Source organism: Devosia elaeis, assembly GCF_001650025.1.
In the GTDB taxonomy this organism is placed as follows: Bacteria; Pseudomonadota; Alphaproteobacteria; order Rhizobiales; family Devosiaceae; genus Devosia; species Devosia elaeis.
Map to the genome: position 1 here is coordinate 23,434 of NZ_LVVY01000072.1, position 22,870 is coordinate 46,303.

A 22,870-nucleotide genomic window follows, 5' to 3' on the forward strand; every position below is an offset into this window, starting at 1 on the left:
ATCGCACCGAGATCACAAGGGATTCGGGTTTTGGTGGACCATGCTTGTCGGCATTGTGCTGGTGATTTTCGGTCTGCCCATCGCCGCCGGCGGCGTATGGCTGATCGCCCTGGGAGGCTCCTGGTATTACCTGCCGGCGGGGATCGGGCTCCTGGTCACCGCCTATTTCCTGTTCCGGCGCGATCTCATCGCGCTCTGGATCTATCTCGTCACCTATATCGGCACGCTGATCTGGGCGCTGTGGGAAGCCGGGTTCAACGGCTGGGCCCAGGTGCCGCGACTGGTGGCGCCGACCGTCGTGCTCGTCCTGGTGCTGAGCACCCTGCCCGTGCTGCGCGGATCGCTCCGCCGCGCCGGCACCGGCATGGCGGCGGCCATGGTGACCCTGGCCGGGGCCCTGGGCGCCATTACCGTCAGTCAATACAGCGTCGAACCCAGCCTGGCGCAGGAAGAAACGGCCCCGGCCGAACCGGCCGCGCCTGCCGGCGTCCCGCCAAGCGCGCCCGAGCCGCTGGCGCCGGGCACCGGCGTGCCGGCGCCCGAGCAATCGCAGGCAACGACCGGGGAAACCGGGGTCGCGCCGACCACGACTGCCGAGCCCATCGACTTCGCCATGCCCGAGGCGGGCGCGGACTGGCCGGCCTATGGCGGCACCCACCATGCCACGCGCTACTCGCCGCTCGAACAGATCACGCGCGAGAATGTGGGCCAGCTTGAACTGGTCTGGGAGCATCGCACCGGCGATATGCCGGAAGAGGACGAGCGCTATTCCAACCAGAACACGCCGCTCAAGATCGGCAATCAATTGCTGCTCTGCTCGGCCATGAACAAGATCATCGCACTGGACGCGGCGACGGGCCTCGAGCGCTGGCGCTACGACCCGGGGGTTTCCACCGACGCCATTCCCTATAACGCCACCTGCCGCGGCCTGGCCTATTACGCATCGCCCAATCTAAGCCCCCAGGATGAATGCGCCGAGCGCGTGATCATGAACACGCTGGATGCGCGGCTCGTCGCGGTGGATGTGCAGACCGGCCAGCTCTGCTCCGATTTCGGCACTGGCGGCCTTGTCGATCTCGAAGAGGGCATCGGCCATACGGTACCGGGCTGGTATGCGCCCACCTCGCCGCCGACCATCGTGCGCAATGTCGCCGTGGTGCATTCGCAGGTGCGCGACAATCAGCGGCGCGACGCCCCCTCCGGCGTGGTGCGCGGCTATGATGCGGAAAGCGGCGAAATGCTCTGGGCCTGGGACATGGGCCGGCCGGGCGAAAAGGGCCTGCCGCCGGAAGGCGAAACCTATACCCGCGGCACGCCCAATGTCTGGACCATCGCCTCGGGCGACAACGAACTGGGCTATGTCTATCTGCCGCTCGGCAATTCGGCGGTCGATTATTGGGGCGGCATGCGCTCGGAAGAGGAAAATACCTATTCCACCGCGCTGGTGGCGCTCGATGTCACGACCGGCGACGTCGCCTGGTTCTACCAGACGGTGCATTACGACATCTGGGACTACGACCTGGGCTCGCAGGGGTCCCTGATCGACTTCCCCACGGCGGACGGTCCGGTGCCGGCGCTGATCCTGCCCACCAAGCAGGCCATGTTCTGGATTTTCGACCGGCGCACGGGCGAACTGCTGGTCGAAGTCGAGGAACGCCCCGTGCCGCAGGGCGGCGTGGAGGAGGACCGGCTCTCGCCCACCCAGCCTTTCGTGGTCGACTTTCCCAACCTGCTCAAGCCCGATCTGGAAGAGAAGCATATGTGGGGCATGACCCCGCTGGACCAGCTCTGGTGCCGCATCCAATATCGCGAGGCCTATTACGAGGGCATCTATACCCCGCCTTCGGCCGACCGGAACTGGATCCAGTTCCCCGGCTATAATGGCGGCTCGGACTGGGGTGGCGTCGCCATCGATCCAGTGCGCAACATCATGGTCGCCAATTACAACAATACCGCCAATCTCAACCGGCTGATCCCGCGCGAGGAAGTGGACGCCATGGGCATCCGCTCCATCGACCAGGGCGGCATCGCGGATGGCGCGCCGGACAATATCAATCCGCAGGGCGACACGCCCTGGGGCATCAAGGTCAATGCCGGCTGGCGCGTGCCGTTCACCGATATGCTCTGCACCCAGCCCCCCTATGGCGGCATCACGGCAATCGACCTCAATACCCGCGAAGTGCTCTGGGACAAGCCGTTCGGCACCGCCCGCAAGAATGGTCCCTTCGGCATTCCCTCCATGTTGCCCTTCGATATCGGCACGCCCAACAATGCGGGCGCCGTGGTCACCGCATCGGGGCTGATCTTCATCGCGGCGGCGACGGACGACCTGATCCGGGCCATGGATATCGAAACCGGCGACGTGCTGTGGGAGGCCGAACTGCCGGCGGGCGGCCAGGCGGGACCGGCCATGTACGAGGTCGATGGCCAGCAATTCCTGGTCATCAATGCCGGCGGCCACACCTTCATGGAAACGCCGATCGGCGACTATTTCCTGGCCTATGCGCTGCCGGACACCCACGCCAATGTCGATGCCATGACCGGGGAGAATGGGGAGGAGTAAGGGGGCTGTGACAGCGCCGTCCCCCTCCCCCTTGAGGGGAGGGGCTAGGGGTGGGGGTTCAGGAGCCCAGAGGCGGCACGTCTCTTGGAAACGTGCAGAACCCCCACCCTCGTTCCCTCCCCTCAAGGGGGAGGGAGGCGATAGACCCGATGCTGCGAGTATCTGGACAGATTGAAACAAAACAGGACGGAAATGGACCAAGCGTCAGCCTTTTCCTTCGACATGAGCTATTGCGGCCCGCCGCCGCTTCCGTCCGATCTCTGGACGCGATGGAATTTCGAGCCCTTCCTGCTCACCGCTCTCATCCTCATAGGCCTTGCCGGCGCCGGCCTGCTGCGCCGGGCCGAGGCCGGGCGCAAGGCCGGTTTCGGGGCGGCGTGGCTCCTGGCCGCCGCTCTCTTCATCTCACCGCTCTGCGCGTTGAGCGTGGCCCTGTTCTCCGCGCGGGTCGGCCATCATGTGCTGCTGACCATGGGCGTCGCGCCGCTGCTGGCCCTGGCCCTGCCGTCCCGCTGGGGCCGCGACATGGGCCTGCTGCCGCCGCTCGTCCTTTCCAGCGTGGCGCTGTGGCTCTGGCATACGCCCGATTTCTACACCGCCGCCTTCACCCATCCGGGCCTCTACTGGGCGATGCAGGCGAGCCTCGCAGGCAGTTTCACCTGGCTATGGCTGGGCCTGTTGCGCAGCCGGGCGCCGCTGGCGGCAGGCGTCACCGCCTTGTCCAGCGCCATCCAGATGGGCCTGCTCGGCGCCTTGCTGGTCTTTGCCCCCGCCCCGCTCTACCTGCCGCATCTGGCCACCAGCGCTGCCTTCGGGCTCGGGCCTCTCGACGACCAGCAATTGGGCGGCCTGATCATGTGGGTGCCGGCCAATCTGCCGCTGCTGGCGCTGGTGCTGTGGCGGCTCTTGGCCGTGCTGGGCCCGCGCCAGGAGGCCAGGGAGTGATCGTCGCCTGGCTCAAATTCATCCATGTGGCCACGATCGCGCTGTGGTCGGCGGGGCTGATCGCCCTGCCCTTTCTGTATCGCCAGCGGCGGGGCCTCGAGGGCGAGGCGCTGCACCGGCTGCATGCCTTTACCCGGTTCTTCTATGTCGCGCTGGTCTCGCCGGCGGCCTTCGTCGCCATCGGCTCGGGCACGGTGCTGATCTTCCTCATGGGCACCTATGAAGCCTGGTTTTCCGCCAAGCTGCTCGCCGTCGCCATGATGACCGGCATCCATATCTTTTCCGGCCTGATGATCCTGCGCCTGTTCGAGCCGGGCCAATATTATCCGGCCTGGCGCTTCGCGCTCATCGTGCCGCTCACCCTGCTCGTGATCGCCAGCATCCTGTTCCTCGTGCTGGGCAAGCCGCGCCTGGACTGGCCGGACTTTCTGGCGGAGCTGTTCACGCCGGGGCGGCTGGGCGAGATCGTTGCGCCCTTCATTGCCTGGATGAAATGAGGAGGCCGATACCGTGATCGAAAATCAGCTTGCCTCCATGCCAACCAGCAAAGGCCGTCGCCAGGCTCGCCAGCACCGAGAGCATCAGCCCGTTGGGCAGGACGGTTTCCGGCCAGAAGATGCGCAGCCCGGCATTGGCCCCGGCAATGGCCAGCAGCACCATGGCGGCTATGGCGTGGTTCCAGCTCGCCACGCGCACGCGGATGCCCGCTACGGCCAGCAATTCGAGCGTGCCGACAATAGCCGCCAGGACCCCGAAGATGAACGCCGCGCCAGCAGACCATACGCCGACATCGCGCCAGAACATATCGCCGGTGAACCAGTAGAAGACATCGATGCCCAGCGTCGCGATGACGAAGGCTATGGGGAAATGCACCAGCATGGCGTGGATGGGATGGCCGGCCACGGCAATGGCCGAGCTCGCATCCTTTTCGGCGATTTCGCGAATATGCGGATTGGGATGGCCGGAATGGGCCTCCCGGCCTTCCTCCATCTCGATTTCCTGTTCCTCGGTCGCCCGCGACAGATCGCTCACCGGATTTTCCCCCTGCTGAAGACGCTGTTGCTGGGTGCAACGCCGCTGCTGCTGGCCGGTTGCAGCGGGGAATTGTCGGCGCTCGACCCCGCCGGGCCGCGCGCGGCCAATCTGGCGCTGCTCTGGTGGGTGATGTTCTGGGGCTCGGTCGTGCTCTTCGCCCTGGTCATGGTGCTGTTCGGCCTGGCCTATCTGCGCAGCAATCTCATCGCGCGTCTGACACCGGCGCAATGGATCGTGGGCGGGGGGCTGGTCCTGCCCGTTCCGGTCCTCGTGCTGTTGACTGGGGCGGCGCTGGTCCTGGGCGAGCAATTGCTGCCCCATGGCCAGGCGCCGCTGCGCATCGGCGTGGAAGCGCAGCGCTGGAACTGGACCTTCACCTATCCCGACGGCATCGTGCTGGACGACCAGACGCTGCATATTCCCGCCGGCCAGCCCGTCGATCTCGCCGTCAGCGCCGCCGACGTCATCCATTCCTTCTGGGTGCCGCGGCTGGGCGGCAAGATCGACGCCATACCGGGCCATATCAATGTCATCCGCCTGCAGGCCGACCGGCCAGGCATCTATTGGGGCCAATGCGCCGAATATTGCGGGGAGGGTCACGACATCATGCAGTTCCGCGTGGAGGCGCATGAGCCCGACGCCTTTGCCGATATCCTGGCTCGGTTGCGGGATCAGCGCCCTGCCTCTGCCCAGCCCTCTCCCCTGAGGGGCGAGGGGGCGACGGAGCCGCCAGCCCCTCTCAAAGGTGCAAATCGCCGAAGCGGAGGGGGCCAATGAGCGAGCCGATCTCCCCCATTCGCCTGCACAAGCAGCTCGAACGCATCTGGATGACGCCGTCGGGGATCGGCCGGCTGTCCAGCGTCAACCACACCGTGCTGGGCAAGCGTTTCATGGTGGTCGCGCTGACCTTCTTTGCCATTGGCGGGTTCCTCTCCATGCTGATCCGGGCGCAGCTCGCGACCCCGCACAGCGCCTTTATCGGGCCGGAAATCTACAACCAGATCTTCACCATGCATGGCACGGTGATGATGTTCCTCTTCGCCATTCCCATGTTCGAGGGCTTCGTCATCTATATGCTGCCCAAGATGCTGGGCGCGCGGGACATGGCCTTTCCCCGTCTCACCGCCTACGGGTTCTGGTGTTATCTCTTCGGCGGCATGATCCTGATCGGCGCCATGCTGGCGGGCGTGGCGCCGGACAGCGGCTGGTTCATGTATACCCCGCTCTCCTCCAGGCCCTATACGCCCGGCATCAATGCCGATGTCTGGCTGCTCGGCATCACGTTCGTGGAAATCTCGGCGGTGACCGCGGCGATCGAAATCTTCGTCTCCATCCTGAAAATGCGCGCGCCGGGTATGGCGCTGACCCGCATGCCGCTGATGGCCTGGTACATGCTGGTCACGTCGGGAATGATGATCGTCGGCTTTCCGCCGCTGATCCTGGGCTCGATATTGCTCGAACTCGAACGGGCCTTCGATCTGCCCTTCTTCGACCCGACGCGCGGCGGCGACCCGCTGCTGTGGCAGCACCTGTTCTGGCTGTTCGGGCACCCGGAGGTCTATATCATCTTCCTGCCGGCGGCGGGGGCGCTCTCGACCATCATCCCGGTCTTCGCGCAACGGCAGATCCTGGGCTATCGCGCCATCATCGCCGCCATCGTCGCCATGGGCTTTTTATCCTTCGGCCTGTGGGTGCATCACATGTTCACCGTGGGCATTCCGCACCTGGCCCTGGCCTTCTTCTCCGCCGCCAGCGCGCTGGTGGCCATTCCCACGGCCGTGCAGATTTTCGCCTGGCTGGGCACGCTGGCTTCGGGCAAGCCGAAATGGGACGTGCCGATGCTCTATGTCTTCGGCTTCTTCTTCGTCTTCGTCATCGGCGGGCTGACGGGGGTGATGCTGGCCATGGTGCCGTTCAATACCCAGGTCCACGATACCCATTTCGTCGTCGCACACCTCCATTACGTGCTGGTGGGCGGGTTCGTGTTTCCCATGCTGGCCGGCATCTATCACTGGATGCCGCATATTTCAGGGCGGCAGAGCCTCTATCGCCTCTCGGTGCCGGCCTTCTGGCTGATCTTTTCCGGCTTCAATCTCACCTTCTTCCAGATGCATCTCACCGGCCTCATGGGCATGCCGCGGCGCATTTCCACTTATCCCTCCAATTGGGGCTGGGACTGGCTGAACCTGTCCTCGTCCATCGGCGGGTTCATCCTGACCATGGGATTCGCGCTGGTGCTGGCCGACATGGTGCTGCAATTCCGCTATGGCCGTTTCTTCCGCCGCGATCCCTGGCAGGCGCAGACGCTGGAATGGGCGACGGCGACGCCACCGCCCAGCTATAATTTCGCCGCCATTCCGCGGATCGACATCCGCGCCGACGGGCTCGAACCGGCCCGGATCGGGCCGGTGCAGGCGGGGGGCGCCGGCTATCTCGGCTTTGCCCGCGAAGACAGGCAGGAAACCATGGGCGTCGACATGGCCACCGGCGCGCCCGAGCATGTGATGATCCTGCCTCGCCGCACCTATCTGCCGCTCTGGACGGCCCTGGCCACGGCCAGCTTCTTCCTCGCCATGCTGTTCGGATTCTACGCGCTGGCGCCCTTTGGCGCCCTGGCGACGCTGATCCTGTTCCTGCTCTGGCCCGCCAGCCTGGGGCAGAAGCGCGACCAGGGACCGGTGGATATCGGCATGGGGGAAAAGGCGCCGCTCGATGTCGAATGCGACAGCAATGTCAGCGTGCTTGCCAATCGCGCCGCCATCGTCATGGACGCCACCCTGTTCGCCTCGCTGCTGTTCGGGGGGCTGTTCCTGCTGGTCGTGGCGCCCAATTGGGAGGGTATGACGCCGCTCGACCTGCCGCTCTGGCTTGCCGGAACGGCGCTGGCGGCCGCCGCCCTCGCCGGCGGCGCAAGCTTGCTGGCCCGGCGCGCCAATGGCCGAGGGGGCCGGGGCGGACCCTGGCTCCTGGCGACCGTTCTGGGGCAGATCGCGGCCGTTGCAATGCTGGTCATGCTCGCGCTGGCCCTGCCCGAGCCGACGGCGCATGCGCGCCAGGCCGTCATCCTGGCCCTCATCAGCTATGGCGCCCTCCATTGCGGGCTGGGCGGGCTGATGGCGGGGCACGGCTATTGGCGGCTGAGCCAAGGCTATGTTTCGGCCCGAAGGCAGACCGAGATGGTGCTGGCCTGGCTCTGGAACCTCTATGCCGGGGCCGCGCTGGTGCCTGCGCTCGGGCTTATCGTGCTCCTCGCCCTTGAGGGAGCGACGCCATGAGCCGTCCCGATATCCGGGCCCTGGTGCTGTTGATCGCCGGCTTCACCCTCTGGTCGGCGGCCTTCGTGCTGCTCTATGCGCTCCAGGCGCTGGGCTGCGCCTATGATTGGGGCGCGGCCCATCGCCCGATCCTGATCGGGACCTATCTCGCCTCGCTCCTGCCCCTGGCCTGGCTGGCCCTGCGCCGGCCTTATGAAACGGGCGAACCGCAGACCTCGCTGTCGCGTGCCGCGCTCTGGGCCAACCGCGCCGCGCTCGGCGCAGGCATTCTGGTTTTTCTGCCGGTCACCTTCGCGACGACTTGTCTTTAGCGCCATCAAACGCGGCAATGACGAGCATGGAGGCTTGAGCGAAGTCAGGCGCAAGGCTAGCCTTGCCCCGGGAGGAATATATGACAGACCTGTTCGAGATCATCGATCCGCGCTTCGCCGCCAAGATCGACCCCGATGCCACGCTGGAAGAGCTCTATTCGGAATGCCTCTGGGCCGAAGGGCCGGTCTGGTTCGCCGACCATGACTGCCTCTATTTCTCCGACATCCCCAATCAGCGCGTCATGCGCTATCTGCCGGCGGACAATTCGATCACCACCTATAAGGCCGCCTCCAATTTCGCCAATGGCCATACCCGCGACCAGCAGGGGCGGCTGGTGTCCTGCGAACACGGCACGCGGCGGGTGACACGGACCGAGCCGGATGGGTCGATCACCGTCCTGGCCGACAGTTTCGAGGGCAAGAAACTCAATTCCCCCAATGATGTGGTGGTGACGTCGGACGGCTCGATCTGGTTTACCGACCCCACATACGGGATCCTCTCCGATTATGAGGGCTACAAGGCCGATCCCGAGCAGCCGGTGCATGGCGTCTATCGCGTGGATGGACGGGACGGCAGCATTTCACGGGTGGCCGACGACTTCGTGCAGCCCAATGGCCTGGCCTTCTCGCCGGACGAAACCAGGCTCTACATCGCCGATTCTGGCGCCAGCCACGATCCAGACGTACCGCGCCATATCCGCGTCTTCAACGTGATAGAGGGCAAGCGGCTGGGCAATGGCCGGGTATTCTGCACCATCGACGTGGCGGTGCCGGACGGGTTCCGGTTCGACGCGGATGGCTGGCTCTGGTCCTCATCGGGCGATGGGGTGCAGGTCTTTGACGAAACGGGCAAATTGTGCGGCCGTATCCTGCTGCCGCAGCGTTCGGCCAATCTCACCTTTGGCGGACCCAATCGCGATCGACTCTATATCGCGGCCACCAAGTCGGTCTATGCGCTGCAGGTCAAGGCGCGGGGCCTGCCCTTTCCATAATGAAGCCGGCGCCCGGAGGCGCCGGCCCGGCAATCATCAGGTGATGAAAAGCGGCTGCTGGATCAGATCCAGTACGGCGTCACGCCATAATAATCGTAGACGCGGCGACCGTTCTCGGCGGTGAAGAAATCGTCGCCTTCGCGGTCGTATTTCGGTGCGCCTTCGAGCTGTTCCTTGGTGATATCGACGCGATAGCCACCCAGTTCCTCGTCATAATTGAGCTTGGACCAGGGGAGCGGATAATGCTCGTGGCCCATGCCGAGGAAGCCGCCGAAGCTGAGCACGGCATAGGAAACCTTGCCGCCCCGCTTTTCGACCAGAATGCGTTCGATCGAGCCGATATGTTCGCCGCTGGGGTCATATACCTTGGTGCCTTCGACCTTGTCGGAAGCGATCAGATCGTGGGTTTCCTTGAGGTCTGCGCTAGCCACGCGGGCGTCATCATAGGCCATTTGGTCCTCCTTGCTTGGGGGTTGTGAGAAGCCAACGCGAAGGGGCCGGGGGAGTTTCGCGAGAAAATCAAATGTGATCGGCCCAGCCTCCACGCCCGGCGGCGGGAACCGGGGACGGCGGGGATGCATTGAGTTTTCAGGCGGTTCGCACCGCAGCACGATCGAGGAGAACGAACATGGTCTTCGACACACTCAAGCAGCGCATGGGCGGGGCCGATCAGCTCAACCCGATGCAGATCGCGCGGCACACCCTGTTCACCGCCCGGGAAAAACTCGACCTGCTCAACCAGTTGAAGGCCGAGGCCACCGGCGCGCAGGTGGAGGGCGATCCCGTCGCCTTCGAGCCGGAGGAAATCGACGCCGCCATCGCCCATGTCCGCGAGGGCGTGGCCAGGGGCGTGGGCACCGAAACCGTCCTTAAGGGAGATTATTGATGGCCGAACCACGCGAACCCGGCGTCAGGGAAGACGCCAAGGTCGACTTCCTGGTCGACGAGAAGGGATCCCGGATCGACGTGCCCGATGATTCGGGCATCCGCGTCGCAGGCGAACACGAGACCGCCATGGGCGGCACCGGCCCCACCAATTGGTGGCTTTACGGCCTCGGCGCGCTGGCGATCATCGTCGCGCTGCTCCTGGTGCTGCAGATCTTTTCCGGCGCCCCGGGCACCGACATGCAGCCCGGCACCCCCACTTCCGAGCCGGTGGTGGAAACGCCGGTGCAATAAAAAACGCGGCCCCGAAGGGCCGCGTTTTTATTGCGGATTTCCGACAGGCCTAGCCGCGAATGGGCGAGAGCTGGATTTCCACGCGGCGGTTCTGTGCGCGGCCCGCTTCGGTGGCGTTGGAGGCGATGGGGCTCGAAGACCCCTTGCCCTCGATATAGAAGCGACGCTGATCGATGCCCTGATTGGCCAGGATGGTGGCGACGGACACGGCACGGCGCTGGCTGAGCGCCAGGTTGTGCTCGTTCGAGCCGGTGGAATCGGTGTGGCCATAGACGTCGACGATGGTCTTGTCGAACTTCTTGAGCACCAGGGCGACCGACACCAGGGTCTGGTTGAACTGCGGCTGCACCGTGGACTGGTCGGTGGCGAAAGTGATGTTGGAGGGCATGTTGAGGACGATCTGGTCGCCCACGCGGGTCACCGAAACGCCGGTGCCCTGGAGCTGGGCGCGCAGCTCGGCTTCCTGCTGGTCCATGTAATTGCCGATGGCAGCGCCCGTCAGCCCGCCCACACCCGCGCCGATCAGCGCGCCGACGCGCGGGTCACCACCCACGGCCGCGCCGACAATGGCGCCGGCCACCGCGCCGCCGCCGGCACCCAGCAGACCGCCGCCGGCGGTGTTGGAAAGGCGGCTCTGGCCGGTATAGGGATCGGTGGTGGTACAGGCGCTGAGCGCCAGGGCCGCTGCGAGAGCGACAAGAACCTTCGACTTCATGATTATCCCCCTGAAGGATTCGTGAACAGTGGCCTTGTGATGTCCCTTCATTAAGGCAGGAGCGTGGTAAGGCCAAGACAATGAACGGAGGATGAATATCGTTCAGCTATTGGCCCAGCCCGCATCGACAAGGAAATGCTGGCCCGAGATCATGGCGCTGTCGTCGGCCGCCAGGAACAGGGCCATGCGGGCGCAATCGCCGGCGCTTAGATGGCCGGGCAGAGCCTGGTGCGCCTCGATATCCCGCAAGTCCTCCGGCTTGATCCAGAGATCGAGCTGGCGCTGGGTGATCACCGCGCCGGGCACCAGGGAATTGACGCGGATATTGGAGCGCCCCAATTCGCGGGCCATGGAGCGCGTCAACCCATGCATCGCCGCCTTGGCGGTTTCGTAGATGGGGATGGATGGCGTCATGACCATCCAGCTTATTGAGCCGAAATTGATGATCGAGCCGCCTCCGGCCTTCGCCATGCCCGGCGCCACCGCCTGGATGGCAAAAAAAGCATGCTTGAGATTTACCGCCATGCAGGCGTCCCAATAATCCGGGCTGACTTCGGACCAGTCATGGCGCTGGTCATGGGCGGCATTGTTGATGAGGATGCGCGCGTCGCCATGGGCGGCAGCGAAGCCGGCAATGGCTTGCTGGAGGGCTGCGGTGTCGGTGACATCGCAGCGGGCGAAGCGCGCCACCTGCCCTGCCGAGGTCAGCTCGGCCGCCAGGCGCTCCCCCGCCTCGGCCGCGATATCGACAAAGCCGACCCGCGCGCCCTGGGCCGCGAAATGGCGCACCAGCGCTTCGCCAATGCCCGACGCCCCACCGGAAATGACCACGGGACGATCCTTGAGGCTCGGATAATGCGCGAAAGTACTCATGGCCCGTGATCCGGATGATGGCAATGCGCCTATGCTTATCGCGCCCCGAGACCGGCAGCAACAGCAAAATGATGTACGTACCTCAAAAACAAGCGGTAAGCCTGCCGTGGGCACGGGTTCACCTCTCCCTCCGGGGGAGAGGTCGGCCCGCAGGGCCGGGTGAGGCGGCCTGTGGCCTGCATGCATCCCTCCCCTCTCCCCCAATGAGAGAGGACGATTGGCCCCAAATCCTGCGGAACGCCTCGACATTCCGAATACCGATTGGTGCGCATGCGCGCGCCTAATGCAGCCGCTCCACGGCCGGCGGCACACGCCGCGGGGTGACCTGCCGGCGCTCCATCGCGTCGAGCAGGGTCAGCACCTTGTCGACATTGGGCAGGTGGCGTTGCTCCAGCGAGAAATTGAGGGTCACGTAGTCGCGGCCGGGGCAGAAGGTGCAGATATTCACCTCGCTGTGCCAGGCGCCGCAATAGAGCGGCTCGACCAGGCCATGGGTCATGGGGCCATAGGTGCGATGCGGCGGCACCAGCGTCAGCACGATGTGCAGCCCGCCATTGAAGCGCCAGAAGCGGCGATTGGGCAGGCCCGGGAAGACCCTGTTGATGGTCCGCATGGCCCGGAACACTGAATTGACCATCACTTGGTAGGAGGTGATGTCCTTCTGCTCGATGCAGGCGACATTGTCGTCCACCGCGCGCACATAGGCGAGAAAATCCTCCATGACCGTGAAGCGGGCTTCCAGCGCGCGGACGCGGAAGAAATCGTCGTCGCTGTCGTTGCGCCTTGTATCGAGCATGGTATAGGCCGCGCCGATCACCTTCCGGCTCATCTGCTTTTCCGCGCCCTCGCCATTGAGGGCGTGGGTGACCAGCGCGAAGAGCAGCGAGCGCTGGCGCACGCCCAGCTTGCCGGCCAGTTTGCGCAGCCTGTCGCGCTCGATGGCGAGGGTGCGAAAGCCCCAGGGCTTTTCGCGCGGCGCCATCACATTGGCGATCGCCAGGTAAAAGAGGGCGGTGAGCGTGCCGCGCAGCGTGCTTTTCAACCGCTCGGGCCAGGGCAGCCGGTTGGCCTTGTTCGATTGCACGCCATGGGCGGCGTTCTGCGACCGGGTGAGCAGGGCCGAATCGGAGCCTTCGAGCAGGGCGTGGCTGGAGCGGACCTGGAGAATGGCGGCGCGCCCCAGCGCGTCGGGCCCATCCCGGCGCACCGCGGCCATGACGCGGAACAAAGGCAGGTCCGGACGCTCGAAGATATCCGCCGACTTGCCGAGCCAGGCATCGGGATAGGCGGCGAAATCGTCCACCATCTCCATCGAGATGATGGCGTCGAGCAGATGTTTCGGGAAAGGCTGGCCCGGCCGGGCGCCGACAAAGCCATGGGTGAGCTGCGGCGCCAGGGCCACCATTTCGGCCACCATATTGGCGAGGCTGTCCCTGTCATAGCGCTCGGTCGAGAAGGCGGTGAAAAAGACGCTGTCCCGGCCCTGGTAGAGGAACCATTGGAAATCGGAGAACAGGGCCTGCGGATGGCGGCCGGTCACGGCATGAGCCAGGGCCAGCGCGTCGCCATGCGGCCCGGCGAAACTCGACGACGAAAAACTCTTCACCCCAAAACCCCCATCCCCCCAGGGATGGCCGATCTAAGCCCGGTGGCGGGGCACGAACAATATGGCGCGCATTATGCGCAAAGGGCGAAACAGATGAAAGCCGTGCATCGCGCTGTTGCAGAAGTGCGCGGAAACTTTAGAATGGGTCTCAAAACAGACCCCTCTTCCCTTGTCGGCCAAGGCTTTAGCCCGGTGGCGCGCGTCGAATTGACCTATATCAATGCCGCGCCGGTCGCTTTAGAAGAAGCAAAGCTAGCCTCGCGCGGGTTCCTGCCGCGCCGGGTTTCGGTAAAGGAACGGCCCCATGGACTATCGCGGTATCTTCGAGGATGCAGTGGACACGCTGCGGGCGGAAAAGCGCTATCGCGTCTTTGCCGATCTCGAGCGCATCGCGGGGCGGTTCCCCAAGGCGCTGTATCGCGACGACGCCGACAATAGCCGCGAGATCACCATCTGGTGCTCAAACGACTATCTGGGCATGGGCCAGCACGAAAAGGTCGTGCGCGCCATGCAGGAAACCGCGGCCACGATGGGCGTCGGCGCCGGCGGCACCCGCAATATTTCGGGCACCAACCGCCCGCTGGTCGAGCTCGAGCGGTCGCTCGCCGACCTGCACCGCAAGGAAGCGGCCCTGGTCTTCACCTCGGGCTTCGTCTCCAACGAGGCGGCGATCTCCACCATTGCCCGGCTGCTGCCCAATGGCGTCATCTTCTCCGACCAGCTCAACCATGCCTCGATGATCCAGGGCGTGCGCCAGTCGGGCATGGAAAAGAAGATCTTCCGGCACAATGACGTGGCCCATCTCCGCGAACTGTTGAGCCAGGTGGACCGCAAGCGGCCCAAGCTGATCGTGTTCGAATCCGTCTATTCGATGGATGGCGACGTCGCCCCGATCAAGGAAATCTGCGACCTGGCCGAGGAATTCGGCGCGCTGACCTATATCGACGAAGTCCATGCCGTAGGCATGTATGGCCCGCGCGGCGGCGGCATTGCCGAGCGCGAAGGGCTGATGGACCGCATCGACGTCATCGAGGGCACCCTGGCTAAGGGGTTCGGCGTCATGGGCGGCTATATCGCCGCCAACAAGGCGATCATCGATGCCGTGCGCTCCTACGCGCCCGAATTCATCTTCACCACCGCCCTGCCCCCCGCGCTCTGCGCCTCGGCCCGCGCCTCGATCGAGCATCTCAAGGGCAATGGCCATGAGCGGCAGATGCACCAGCGCCAGGCCCGCCTGACCAAGGCGATCCTGGCCGATGCCGGCCTGCCGGTGATGGAGACCGAGACCCATATCGTGCCGCTCATCGTGGGCGATGCCCGCGCCGTCAAGGCGGCCAGCGACATGCTGCTGGACAAGCACAATATCTATATCCAGCCCATCAATTACCCCACCGTGCCCAAGGGCACGGAGCGGCTGCGCATCACCCCGACGCCGCTCCATACCGACGAGATGATCTTCGAATTGCGCCACGCCCTGGTCAGCGTGTGGACGGCCCTGGAATTGCCGCGCGAAAAGGCCGACGCCGCCATCACCGCCAGCAAGCTCACCTCCGGCGACCTGACCCTGCCCAATCTGGGCGGGTAGCGCTCGACCCAGGGGCAGCGCCCCCGGCGAGGTGTCTGCTGCCGCCTCGGAGGCCTATGCCGGTCCGTACCAGGCCCTGAGCGTCTCGCTGAGCCCCGCATCCGTGCCCTGACCGACCCACGCGACGTGGCCATCGGGGCGAATGTGCACGGCGGAGGGCGCCGCGACGACTCCGATGACCGGCAATTCCCAGGTGCCCTCATAGCGTGCCTCGATCACTCGAACCCGATCGCGCCATGGCCCCGGCTCGAGACTGCCGCGTGGACCGAAATTGAGCACTACCGGCCGCGCCTCGTGCAGCAGGTCGAAGACGCGGACGGCCCCCTGGGCGGTCACGATGTCGAGGTCCGGCATGCGCCGGCCGAGCAGGGGATGGCCCGTGCCCAGATCGTAGCGGATATCGAGACCCGACATCTGCCCGGCGGTCACGCGCCGCGGTTCGGCCATGGCGACGAGCTCGCCCATGATGGCGCCCAGGGCCTTGCTTTGCGGGTCCCTGCGGGCCAGCGCCACGCTGGCCAGGGTATAGCGCAACAGGCTCTCGGCGACCGGATGGCGCTCGGCATGATAGGTGTCGAGCAGCGTTTCGGGAGCCGCGCCACGAACGACCAGCGCCAGCTTCCAGCCCAGATTGACCGCTTCCTGAATCCCCATGCCCATGCCGAAGCCGCCGGCGGGGTAATGGACATGCGCCGCATCCCCCGCCAGCAGCACCCGGCCCCGGCGATAGGTCTCGGCCTGGCGGGTCATGTCGGTAAGGCGGGTGATATAGGTGGGATTGTGAACGCCGTAATCTTTGCCGTAATGGGCAACCAGCGCCTGGCGCAGCACGTCCAGCGTCGGCTCGGCTGTGCCGATGGCCGCCTCGGTGACCATGATGCCCACCTTGCCATTTTCGCCCGGGCTCATGGCATGGGTGCCGATGGCATCGCCGCGCAGGCCGAAATCGGGCGGGTCGGTCAATTCCGCCTCGGCCAGCAGATGGCTGACGGTGGGGTCCGTGCCGGGAAAGCCGATGCCGGCATGCTTGCGCACGAGGCTGCGCCCGCCATCGCAGCCGACGAGATATTGCGCCATCAACCTGCGGCCATCGCTCAATTCGACCGCGATGCCCGAGACCTCCTCGCGAAAGCCTACGATCTCGGTTCCGCGCCGGATCGGCACGCCCAGTTCCGCGGCCCAATTGCACAGAATGCGTTCGCTATGCTTCTGCAGCAGCGACAGGCCGTAGGGATGGCGACTGGGAAAGTCGCTGATGTCGAGCCGTACGCCGGCAAAGCCCAGCACCTGCATCGGCGTGCCCTCGGCCAGGAAGCGCCCGAGAATGCCGCGCTGGTCGAGCACTTCCAGCGTGCGGGCATGCAGGCCCAGCGCACCGGGCTGGATGCGCACCGGGTCCGTCCGCTTCTCGACGATGAGCACATCGGCTCCCGCCAACCGCAATTCGGCGCCGAGCATCAGCCCGGTCGGCCCGCCCCCGGCAATGATCACCGCATGATCCACGATCGGCCTCCACGTTCCGCGATGGGCCTCGGTTTTAGCGGATGAACGAGGGCTTGAAGCAAGCCCCTTGCGCGCCACATATCAAGAGGAGAAGCGCCTTCCATATCGGCCAACGCTTCCCGTCCGGCCGGCTAGGGGAGACGCGCGGCCATCCGGCCTTGTCGAGAATTGCCGCGCCGGCAAATGACCGGGCCGTATCAGCTCGTCAGCACGATCCGCATCAAATCAGCCGTATTCCGGGCGCCGAGTTTTTCCATGACCCGCGCGCGGTGCACCTCGATGGTGCGGGGGGAAATGCCGAGTTCGCGGCCCGCTTCCTTGTTGGATTGACCATTGGTGATCAATTGCAGCACCTCGCGCTCGCGCGGGGTGAGCTGAGAAAAGCCGCGCACTTCCACCGGGCGACGGCCCTCGTTCATGGCGCCCACATGCACGTCCTTGCGCAAGGCGTCGCGGATGACGGTGAGCAGATGTTCGCTGTCGATGGGCTTGGTGAGCACGTCGGTGGCGCCCAGCTTCATCGCCGTCACCGCCGCATCCACCTGGGGATTGTCGGCCAGCATGATCACCGGCGCCCCGGTGCGCAGCGCCTTGACGCGCCGCAGCAGGCCCAGCCCGCTTTCCGCGCTCAGCACCAGGTTGATGACCGCCACATCGGGATGGCGGCGCTCCAGCGCCGTGACGGCGCTGGCCATGTCCAGCGAGAAACTGGTCTGGAACCCCTCCAGCCGAAACAGCACGCTCAACGCTTCGCAAATGTCCAGATCGGCATCGACGACATGCACCAGCCGATCCCGATTGAGGAAGGCGTGATAATAGGAATGCGTATTCATCCGGAGCCCCTTTCGGCAAAGTGTGACGGGGAGCCCGCACAGCCCGAGGCCTGGAACCGGCTCCCACCTTGCAGCCACGTCCGGCGAAACCGCCTGCGCCTTCCGCCGGACGCGCCGGGGCAACCGGACCCGCAACGATCCGCAGGCGGCCGGGACCGCCCTCGCCGCATCCCTCGCCGGATGCCCCGCAAATGTAGTTTACCTTAGGTGGTCGCGCCGACCGATAAGAACAGTTCGTAGGAGGAACCACCTAGGGGCAGGATGGAATAAGATTATATTCCTGTCAATTGATATAATTCCTAATGTTGACGCATGAAAAAGGCCGGCAATGCCGGCCCTTTCCGTCATGACTGCGATTGGGTCAGCTCTTGCTGGCGCGGATGGCGTCGCGAATCTCGGTGAGCAGGACTTCTTCCTTGGTGGGGGCCGGAGTGGTTTCCACCGGCTCCTTGGCGGCCTCGCGCTTGAGCGAATTGATGAACTTGACCACCATGAACAGCACGAAGGCAATGATGGTGAACTTGACCACGGCATTGATGAAGAGGCCAATGCGGACCTGGGCCTCGCCGACCTGGATCACCAGGCTCGAAAAATCGATGCCGCCGATGATGATGCCGATCAGCGGCATGAACAGGTCATCCACGATCGAGGACACGATCGCCCCGAACGCGGCGCCGATGATCACGCCGATGGCCAAGTCGATCATATTGCCTTTGACGGCAAAGTCCCGGAATTCCTTCAAAAATCCGCTCATCGCAAGCCCTCTCGCTTTGTCTGCCGCCGGATCGACGGTCTGCTGGTAAACCCAGGTTAACGATTGCCCGGTTTTTTGGCAAAAGCAATGGGTCCAAGGGCGGTCTTGCACTGAACACTGGCGCGGCGGATAACCGGATTGTTCCAGCAGAAAGGCAACGCGCCGCCCTCATGCCCTTGCATCCCGAAGACCCGGCCTCGGCCCTGCGGCTGGCCATGGACCATGTTCCGCAAGGCATCGCCGTCTTCGATGCCGGGCTGCGCTTGGTCACCTCCAATGCGCGCTATAATGGCCTCCTGGCCCTGCCGGCCGACCTGACCCGCCCGGGCACGGCCCTGTTCGACATCGCCCTGTTCTCCGCCGAACGCGGCGATCTGGGCGCCGGCGACGCGGCGCGGCTGGCCATCGAGCGCATCAATGTGCTCACCTCCTCGGTCACCACGGTCACCCAGCGCATGGGCAATGCCGGCCAGGTGCTGGAATTTCACTCCAGCCGCCTGCCCGATGGCGGGCTGGTCATCAGCTTCTCCGACGTCACCGCCAGGGTGCGGGCCGAGCAGCAATTGGAACAGGTCAACCAGACCCTGGAGCGGCGGGTGGAGGAGCGCACCGCCGCCCTGCGCCAGGTCAATGCCGAGCTCGAAGTGGCGCGCGCCAAGGCCGATGCCTCCAACCACGACAAGACGCGTTTCCTGGCCGCGGCCAGCCATGACCTGCTGCAGCCGCTGAATGCCGCGCGCCTCTATACCTCGACCCTGATCGAGCGCGCCAAATCCACCGCCTTCGCCGACCTGGCCAATTCCATCGAGGCCTCGCTGACCGCGGTGGAGGACATCATGAGCGCCCTGCTCGATATTTCGCGCATCGACAGCGGCGCATTGAAACCCGCGCCGACGCCGATGCAGGCGCAGGACCTGCTGCGCAAGACCGAGGTGGAATTCGCCCCCATGGCCCGGGAGCGCTCGATTTCCCTGCGCATGGTGCCGACCGGCGCCACCGTTCTGGCCGACCGGGCGCTGCTGGGCCGCATCGTGCAGAACCTGGTCTCCAATGCCATCAAATATACCCCGGTGGGCGGCAAGGTGCTGGTGGGCCTGCGCAAGCGCGGCAATCGCTGGCGGCTCGACGTGGTCGATACCGGCATCGGCTTCAACAAGGACCAGCACAAGCTCGTCTTCGCCGAATTCTCCCGGCTCGAACGCGGCGCCCGCATGGCCCAGGGCCTGGGGCTGGGCCTCTCCATCGTGCAGAGGCTGGTGGCCGCCCTGGGGCTGACGCTGGAACTCGACAGCCGCGAGGGCCATGGCTCGCGCTTTTCCATCTATCTGCCCGCCCTGCGCAATGGACGGCCCGCCAGCAAGGCCGAACCCGCCCTGCCCGAGCCCGGCTTCGGTACGCTGAGCCTGCGCGTGCTGTGCGTGGACAATGAAAGCGCCATTCTCGAAGCCATGGAGGGGCTGCTCACCCATTGGGGATGCGATGTGCGCACCGCCCTCTCGCTCAAGCAGATCGACCGCGAGCGATTGCTGGAAGGCTGGTATCCGGACCTGGTGCTGATGGATTACCATCTCGACCAGACATCGGGCCTGGATGCCATCGAATGGCTGCGCCACAATCTGGGCGGCCATCTGCCCGCCGCATTGGTCACCGCCGATCGCAGCCCGGCCGTGCGCAGCCTGGCCGAGGATCGCGGCATCGCCGTCATCACCAAGCCGGTCAAACCCGCCGCCCTGCGCGCCACGATCAGCGGGTTGGCCAATCAGAGCGGCAGGGGCACGCAAAGGGCGGGGTAAGAACCGCGAGCGCCGAAACACCAATAGACCTCATCCCGGGCGTGTCGCAGGCGAGGTCGTGGCGGCCGGCGGGTCAGTCGGCCTGTCCGACCGGCTCGCCCATGATCGGCAGGTTGTAGAACTGGCGCACGATGTCCCAGCCCTCGTCGGCGCTGTCCACCAGGCTGAACAGGTCTGGATCGGTGGGCGAGATGGTGCCCGCCTCGGCCAGGGCCTCCAGGTTGATCACCTTGGTCCAGAAGTGCTTGCCGAACAGCAGGACCGGCACCTTTTCCATGCGTCCGGTCTGGATCAGGGTCAGCGTCTCGAAGAATTCGTCAAGCGTGCCGAAGCCGCCGGGGAACACCGCCACCACCTTGGCCCGGATCAGGAAATGGATCTTGCGGGTGGCGAAATAGTGGAAATTGAACGAGAGGTCCGGCGTCACGTAGAGATTGGGCGCCTGTTCGTGCGGCAGGACGATATTGAGCCCGATGGAGGGCGCGCCCATATCGGCGGCGCCGCGATTGCCCGCCTCCATGACGCCCGGCCCGCCGCCGGTCACCACCACGAATTCCTTGTAGTCCAGCGAGGCCGAGGTCTGCGACGCCAATTGCGCAAAGCGGCGCGCTTCCTCGTAAAAGACCGAGGCGGCTTCGAGGTTCTTTTTCTGCGCCTCGTTCTTGGCGGCCCAGGCGGGCTTGCCCGGCTCGGGAATGCGGGCGCCGCCGAACAGCACCACGGTCGAGAGAATGCCATGTTCGCGCAGGCGGAATTCGGGCTTGAGATATTCGAGCTGGAACCGGACCCCGCGCGTATCCTCGGAGGTCATGAATTCGTCATCGGCAAAAGCCAGCCGATAGGCCGCGCTGCGGGTCTGCGGCGTGTCGGGCGCCTTGCGCGAAACGGCGATGTCCTCGCTGGAGGTCCGCAACGATGTCGGGTGGCGCCGTTTAGTCAATGCGAACTCCTGCCTTGTCCGGTATGAAACCGGCTCGAAACAATTCTGCCCTCCAGAGGGCATAACCAGAGCGGGTTGTTCGGGCAAGGGCGGGGCATGGCCAATCGGTTCACGAGTGTGGAAGCGGGCATCGACCGGGCGGCGCATGCCATATTGGCGCGCATGCCACGCGGACGGCTGGCCGATGGCCTCATCGAGTTCCTGGTCTTCGGGCTGAAACAGGCCTGGGCATGCCTGTTCGGCGGGCTGATGCTGGGCATGATTTTGCTCACCCGGCTCTATTGGCCCGAGATCGGCCTCAACCGCTACGATTTCTGGTTCATCGCCGCGCTGCTGATCCAGGCCGGGATGATCCTGTTCAAGCTCGAAACGCTGGAAGAGGCCCGCGTCATCCTCATCTTCCACCTGGTCGGCACCGGCATGGAAATCTTCAAGACCGCCGCCGGCTCCTGGATTTACCCCGACGAGGCGATTTTCCGCATCGGTGGCGTGCCGCTCTTTTCCGGCTTCATGTATGCCTGTGTTGGCTCCTACATGGCGCGCATCCAGCGCATTTTCGACATCACCTTCACCCGCTATCCGCCGCTCTGGATGAGTGTGCTGCTGGCGCTGGCCATCTACATCAATTTCTTCTCCCACCATTACATCTTCGATTTCCGCTGGCTCCTCTTCGCCGCCATCGTGCTGCTCTATGGCCGCAGTTTCATGCATTACCGGGTGTTCCGCTTCCGCCATGCCATGCCCATGCTGCTGGCTTTTCTCCTGGTGGCCCTGTTCATCTGGATCGCGGAGAATATCGGCACCTGGAGCCGCGCCTGGATTTATCCGAACCAGGCGGAGGGCTGGGCGCTGGTCAGCTGGAGCAAGCTGGGTTCATGGTATCTGCTGATGCTGATATCGGTGGTGCTGGTGACCCTGGTGCATCCGCCCCGCCGCCACGATTCCGACAGCAAGGACCGCCCCGCGTGACGCGCCTCATCCTCTTCAACAAGCCGTTCAACGTGCTGACCCAGTTCACCGGCGAGGGCGCGACGCTGGCCGATTACCTCAAGGTGCCGGGCGTCTATCCCGCCGGCCGGCTCGACAAGGACAGCGAGGGCCTGTTGCTGCTGACCGATCACGGCAAGCTCCAGGCCCGCATCGCCGACCCGAAATTCAAGCTGGAAAAGACCTATCTGGTGCAGGTGGAAGGCGAACCGGACGAGGCGGCCCTGGACCAATTGCGCCGGGGCGTCATTCTCAAGGACGGCCCCACGCGCCCGGCAAAGGCCAGGCGCATCGCCCCGCCCGATCTCTGGCCGCGCGACCCGCCGGTGCGCTATCGCAAAAGCGTTCCGGACAGCTGGCTGTCGCTGACCATCAGCGAGGGCCGCAACCGCCAGGTGCGGCGGATGACCGCCGCCATCGGCTTTCCCACGCTGCGCCTGGTGCGCTGGCAGATCGGCGCCTGGAGCCTCGAGGGCCTGGCGCCCGGTCAATGGCGGGAGGCGAAGCCTGCCCTGCCCGTCCATGCACGGAAGTCCTGAAGCCCTGGCAATCGCCGCGGGCCATGTCGAAATCCGCCCGGCCCGTTCGTCGGGATGGTGAAGGCGGCCACATGGCCCGCCCAGCCTCAAGGAGGATTTCATGACGCAATACCTGGTCGCCATCCACCTGCCCGACGATTATGATTCCAGCCGGGAGGAGCAGGCCATGATCGACGATATCGATGCGCTCAACGACGACATGGTCGCCGCCGGCATCAGGGTGTTCGTGGGCGGCCTGCGCCCTGCCCGCAGCGCCATGTCGCTCCGGACCGAGCCGGACGGCAATGTCATCGTCACCGATGGCCCCTATATCGAAAGCAAGGAACATGTGGGCGGCTTCTGGGTGCTCGAACTCGCCAGCCAGGAGGAAGCCCTGGCCTGGGGCCGCAAGGCCGCCATCGCCTGCCGCGCGCCGGTCGAAGTGCGCGCCTTCAACTGAGGA

At 65.1% G+C, this 22,870-nt stretch carries 23 protein-coding genes; 14 read left to right on the forward strand and 9 right to left on the reverse strand.

Annotated elements, in window-relative coordinates:
- Positions 1 to 40 precede the first annotated feature (40 nt).
- The 3 genes from A3840_RS06900 to A3840_RS06910 all read left to right on the forward strand — a co-directional run bounded on the left by A3840_RS06900 (position 41) and on the right by A3840_RS06910 (position 4,005).
- Positions 41 to 2,563 (forward strand): membrane-bound PQQ-dependent dehydrogenase, glucose/quinate/shikimate family, encoded by a 2,523-nt coding sequence (locus A3840_RS06900; RefSeq protein WP_245676565.1) that lies wholly within the window; start codon positions 41 to 43, stop codon positions 2,561 to 2,563.
- Positions 2,564 to 2,755: 192 nt separating this feature from the next.
- The gene (locus A3840_RS06905; RefSeq protein WP_067453919.1) at positions 2,756 to 3,508 is read left to right on the forward strand and encodes a cytochrome c oxidase assembly protein; all 753 of its coding nucleotides are present in this window, start codon (positions 2,756 to 2,758) and stop codon (positions 3,506 to 3,508) included.
- Positions 3,505 to 4,005, forward strand: coding sequence for a CopD family protein (locus tag A3840_RS06910; protein WP_205633345.1), 501 nt, complete (start codon positions 3,505 to 3,507; stop codon positions 4,003 to 4,005). The genes A3840_RS06905 and A3840_RS06910 overlap by 4 nt, the downstream gene beginning before the upstream one ends.
- Here the strand turns inward: A3840_RS06910 and A3840_RS06915 are convergent.
- Complete coding sequence (locus A3840_RS06915) at positions 3,986 to 4,540, reverse strand: DUF2231 domain-containing protein (RefSeq protein ID WP_342669892.1); 555 nt, start codon at positions 4,538 to 4,540, stop codon at positions 3,986 to 3,988. The two genes, A3840_RS06910 and A3840_RS06915, sit on opposite strands and share 20 nt — an antisense overlap.
- 27 nt (positions 4,541 to 4,567) lie before the next feature.
- Between A3840_RS06915 and coxB the strand changes: the two genes are divergently transcribed.
- From coxB to A3840_RS06935, 4 genes are all read left to right on the forward strand, one after another.
- The gene (gene coxB, locus A3840_RS06920; RefSeq protein WP_245676566.1) at positions 4,568 to 5,320 is read left to right on the forward strand and encodes a cytochrome c oxidase subunit II; all 753 of its coding nucleotides are present in this window, start codon (positions 4,568 to 4,570) and stop codon (positions 5,318 to 5,320) included.
- Positions 5,317 to 7,818 carry a cytochrome c oxidase subunit I gene (ctaD, locus tag A3840_RS06925; protein ID WP_067453928.1) on the forward strand — a complete coding sequence of 834 codons (2,502 nt, stop codon included), beginning with the start codon at positions 5,317 to 5,319 and terminating at the stop codon, positions 7,816 to 7,818. Before coxB ends, ctaD begins: the two co-directional genes overlap by 4 nt.
- Positions 7,815 to 8,129: a hypothetical protein gene (locus tag A3840_RS06930; RefSeq protein ID WP_067453931.1), complete on the forward strand. Its 315-nt coding sequence runs from the start codon at positions 7,815 to 7,817 to the stop codon at positions 8,127 to 8,129. Before ctaD ends, A3840_RS06930 begins: the two co-directional genes overlap by 4 nt.
- Before the next feature lie 80 nt (positions 8,130 to 8,209).
- Positions 8,210 to 9,121, forward strand: a complete 912-nt coding sequence (locus A3840_RS06935) for an SMP-30/gluconolactonase/LRE family protein (RefSeq protein WP_067453934.1) — start codon at positions 8,210 to 8,212, stop codon at positions 9,119 to 9,121.
- A 62-nt stretch (positions 9,122 to 9,183) separates the two neighbouring features.
- Here A3840_RS06935 and A3840_RS06940 read toward each other — a convergent pair whose 3' ends face one another.
- Positions 9,184 to 9,573 carry a PRC-barrel domain-containing protein gene (locus A3840_RS06940; protein WP_067453937.1) on the reverse strand — a complete coding sequence of 130 codons (390 nt, stop codon included), beginning with the start codon at positions 9,571 to 9,573 and terminating at the stop codon, positions 9,184 to 9,186.
- Positions 9,574 to 9,749: 176 nt separating this feature from the next.
- Here A3840_RS06940 and A3840_RS06945 point away from each other — a divergent pair, with 176 nt between their 5' ends.
- Both A3840_RS06945 and A3840_RS06950 read left to right on the forward strand, forming a co-directional pair.
- On the forward strand, positions 9,750 to 10,007 hold the full coding sequence (locus A3840_RS06945) for a hypothetical protein (protein ID WP_067453939.1): 258 nt from the start codon (positions 9,750 to 9,752) through the stop codon (positions 10,005 to 10,007).
- Positions 10,007 to 10,300: a hypothetical protein gene (locus A3840_RS06950; protein ID WP_067453942.1), complete on the forward strand. Its 294-nt coding sequence runs from the start codon at positions 10,007 to 10,009 to the stop codon at positions 10,298 to 10,300. Before A3840_RS06945 ends, A3840_RS06950 begins: the two co-directional genes overlap by 1 nt.
- A 49-nt stretch (positions 10,301 to 10,349) precedes the next feature.
- Here the strand turns inward: A3840_RS06950 and A3840_RS06955 are convergent, their stop codons facing one another.
- From A3840_RS06955 to A3840_RS06965, 3 genes are all read right to left on the reverse strand, one after another.
- Positions 10,350 to 11,015: a YiaD family glycine zipper/OmpA-like lipoprotein gene (locus A3840_RS06955; protein ID WP_109442294.1), complete on the reverse strand. Its 666-nt coding sequence runs from the start codon at positions 11,013 to 11,015 to the stop codon at positions 10,350 to 10,352.
- A 102-nt stretch (positions 11,016 to 11,117) separates the two neighbouring features.
- On the reverse strand, positions 11,118 to 11,888 hold the full coding sequence (locus tag A3840_RS06960) for an SDR family NAD(P)-dependent oxidoreductase (protein ID WP_067453946.1): 771 nt from the start codon (positions 11,886 to 11,888) through the stop codon (positions 11,118 to 11,120).
- A 280-nt stretch (positions 11,889 to 12,168) separates the two neighbouring features.
- A complete protein-coding gene (locus A3840_RS06965) occupies positions 12,169 to 13,494 on the reverse strand; it encodes a hypothetical protein (protein ID WP_067453949.1) in 1,326 nt (441 codons plus the stop codon).
- A gap of 304 nt (positions 13,495 to 13,798) precedes the next feature.
- Between A3840_RS06965 and hemA the strand changes: the two genes are divergently transcribed.
- Positions 13,799 to 15,079, forward strand: coding sequence for a 5-aminolevulinate synthase (gene hemA / locus A3840_RS06970; protein WP_067453952.1), 1,281 nt, complete (start codon positions 13,799 to 13,801; stop codon positions 15,077 to 15,079).
- Between the two features lie 54 nt (positions 15,080 to 15,133).
- Here hemA and A3840_RS06975 read toward each other — a convergent pair whose 3' ends face one another.
- The 3 genes from A3840_RS06975 to mscL all read right to left on the reverse strand — a co-directional run bounded on the left by A3840_RS06975 (position 15,134) and on the right by mscL (position 18,169).
- Positions 15,134 to 16,585, reverse strand: a complete 1,452-nt coding sequence (locus A3840_RS06975) for an FAD-dependent monooxygenase (RefSeq protein WP_067454151.1) — start codon at positions 16,583 to 16,585, stop codon at positions 15,134 to 15,136.
- Positions 16,586 to 16,779: 194 nt separating this feature from the next.
- Positions 16,780 to 17,415, reverse strand: coding sequence for a response regulator transcription factor (locus A3840_RS06980; protein ID WP_067453954.1), 636 nt, complete (start codon positions 17,413 to 17,415; stop codon positions 16,780 to 16,782).
- 361 nt (positions 17,416 to 17,776) lie between these two features.
- Positions 17,777 to 18,169 (reverse strand): large-conductance mechanosensitive channel protein MscL, encoded by a 393-nt coding sequence (gene mscL, locus A3840_RS06985; RefSeq protein ID WP_067453957.1) that lies wholly within the window; start codon positions 18,167 to 18,169, stop codon positions 17,777 to 17,779.
- Between the two features lie 170 nt (positions 18,170 to 18,339).
- Here mscL and A3840_RS06990 point away from each other — a divergent pair, with 170 nt between their 5' ends.
- Positions 18,340 to 19,962, forward strand: a complete 1,623-nt coding sequence (locus A3840_RS06990) for an ATP-binding response regulator (protein WP_067453960.1) — start codon at positions 18,340 to 18,342, stop codon at positions 19,960 to 19,962.
- Between the two features lie 73 nt (positions 19,963 to 20,035).
- Here A3840_RS06990 and A3840_RS06995 read toward each other — a convergent pair whose 3' ends face one another.
- On the reverse strand, positions 20,036 to 20,902 hold the full coding sequence (locus A3840_RS06995; RefSeq protein ID WP_067453963.1) for an LOG family protein: 867 nt from the start codon (positions 20,900 to 20,902) through the stop codon (positions 20,036 to 20,038).
- A 96-nt stretch (positions 20,903 to 20,998) separates the two neighbouring features.
- Here A3840_RS06995 and A3840_RS07000 point away from each other — a divergent pair, with 96 nt between their 5' ends.
- From A3840_RS07000 to A3840_RS07010, 3 genes are all read left to right on the forward strand, one after another.
- Positions 20,999 to 21,871 carry a DUF817 domain-containing protein gene (locus A3840_RS07000; RefSeq protein WP_067454154.1) on the forward strand — a complete coding sequence of 291 codons (873 nt, stop codon included), beginning with the start codon at positions 20,999 to 21,001 and terminating at the stop codon, positions 21,869 to 21,871.
- A complete protein-coding gene (locus A3840_RS07005; protein WP_067453966.1) occupies positions 21,868 to 22,428 on the forward strand; it encodes a pseudouridine synthase in 561 nt (186 codons plus the stop codon). Before A3840_RS07000 ends, A3840_RS07005 begins: the two co-directional genes overlap by 4 nt.
- Positions 22,429 to 22,528: 100 nt before the next feature.
- Positions 22,529 to 22,867: a YciI family protein gene (locus tag A3840_RS07010; RefSeq protein WP_067453969.1), complete on the forward strand. Its 339-nt coding sequence runs from the start codon at positions 22,529 to 22,531 to the stop codon at positions 22,865 to 22,867.
- Positions 22,868 to 22,870: the final 3 nt, after the last annotated feature.

What these genes read in the sequence shown, in the direction of transcription:
- A3840_RS06900 (WP_245676565.1), top strand. Translation starts at nt 41, where the DNA reads ATGCTTGTCGGCATTGTGCTGGTGATTTTCGGTCTGCCCATCGCCGCC.
- A3840_RS06905 (WP_067453919.1), top strand. Translation starts at nt 2,756, where the DNA reads ATGGACCAAGCGTCAGCCTTTTCCTTCGACATGAGCTATTGCGGCCCG.
- ctaD (WP_067453928.1), top strand. Translation starts at nt 5,317, where the DNA reads ATGAGCGAGCCGATCTCCCCCATTCGCCTGCACAAGCAGCTCGAACGC.
- A3840_RS06930 (WP_067453931.1), top strand. Translation starts at nt 7,815, where the DNA reads ATGAGCCGTCCCGATATCCGGGCCCTGGTGCTGTTGATCGCCGGCTTC.
- A3840_RS06935 (WP_067453934.1), top strand. Translation starts at nt 8,210, where the DNA reads ATGACAGACCTGTTCGAGATCATCGATCCGCGCTTCGCCGCCAAGATC.
- A3840_RS06940 (WP_067453937.1), bottom strand. Translation starts at nt 9,573, where the DNA reads ATGGCCTATGATGACGCCCGCGTGGCTAGCGCAGACCTCAAGGAAACC.
- A3840_RS06945 (WP_067453939.1), top strand. Translation starts at nt 9,750, where the DNA reads ATGGTCTTCGACACACTCAAGCAGCGCATGGGCGGGGCCGATCAGCTC.
- A3840_RS06950 (WP_067453942.1), top strand. Translation starts at nt 10,007, where the DNA reads ATGGCCGAACCACGCGAACCCGGCGTCAGGGAAGACGCCAAGGTCGAC.
- A3840_RS06955 (WP_109442294.1), bottom strand. Translation starts at nt 11,015, where the DNA reads ATGAAGTCGAAGGTTCTTGTCGCTCTCGCAGCGGCCCTGGCGCTCAGC.
- A3840_RS06960 (WP_067453946.1), bottom strand. Translation starts at nt 11,888, where the DNA reads ATGAGTACTTTCGCGCATTATCCGAGCCTCAAGGATCGTCCCGTGGTC.
- hemA (WP_067453952.1), top strand. Translation starts at nt 13,799, where the DNA reads ATGGACTATCGCGGTATCTTCGAGGATGCAGTGGACACGCTGCGGGCG.
- A3840_RS06980 (WP_067453954.1), bottom strand. Translation starts at nt 17,415, where the DNA reads ATGAATACGCATTCCTATTATCACGCCTTCCTCAATCGGGATCGGCTG.
- mscL (WP_067453957.1), bottom strand. Translation starts at nt 18,169, where the DNA reads ATGAGCGGATTTTTGAAGGAATTCCGGGACTTTGCCGTCAAAGGCAAT.
- A3840_RS06990 (WP_067453960.1), top strand. Translation starts at nt 18,340, where the DNA reads ATGCCCTTGCATCCCGAAGACCCGGCCTCGGCCCTGCGGCTGGCCATG.
- A3840_RS07000 (WP_067454154.1), top strand. Translation starts at nt 20,999, where the DNA reads ATGGCCAATCGGTTCACGAGTGTGGAAGCGGGCATCGACCGGGCGGCG.
- A3840_RS07010 (WP_067453969.1), top strand. Translation starts at nt 22,529, where the DNA reads ATGACGCAATACCTGGTCGCCATCCACCTGCCCGACGATTATGATTCC.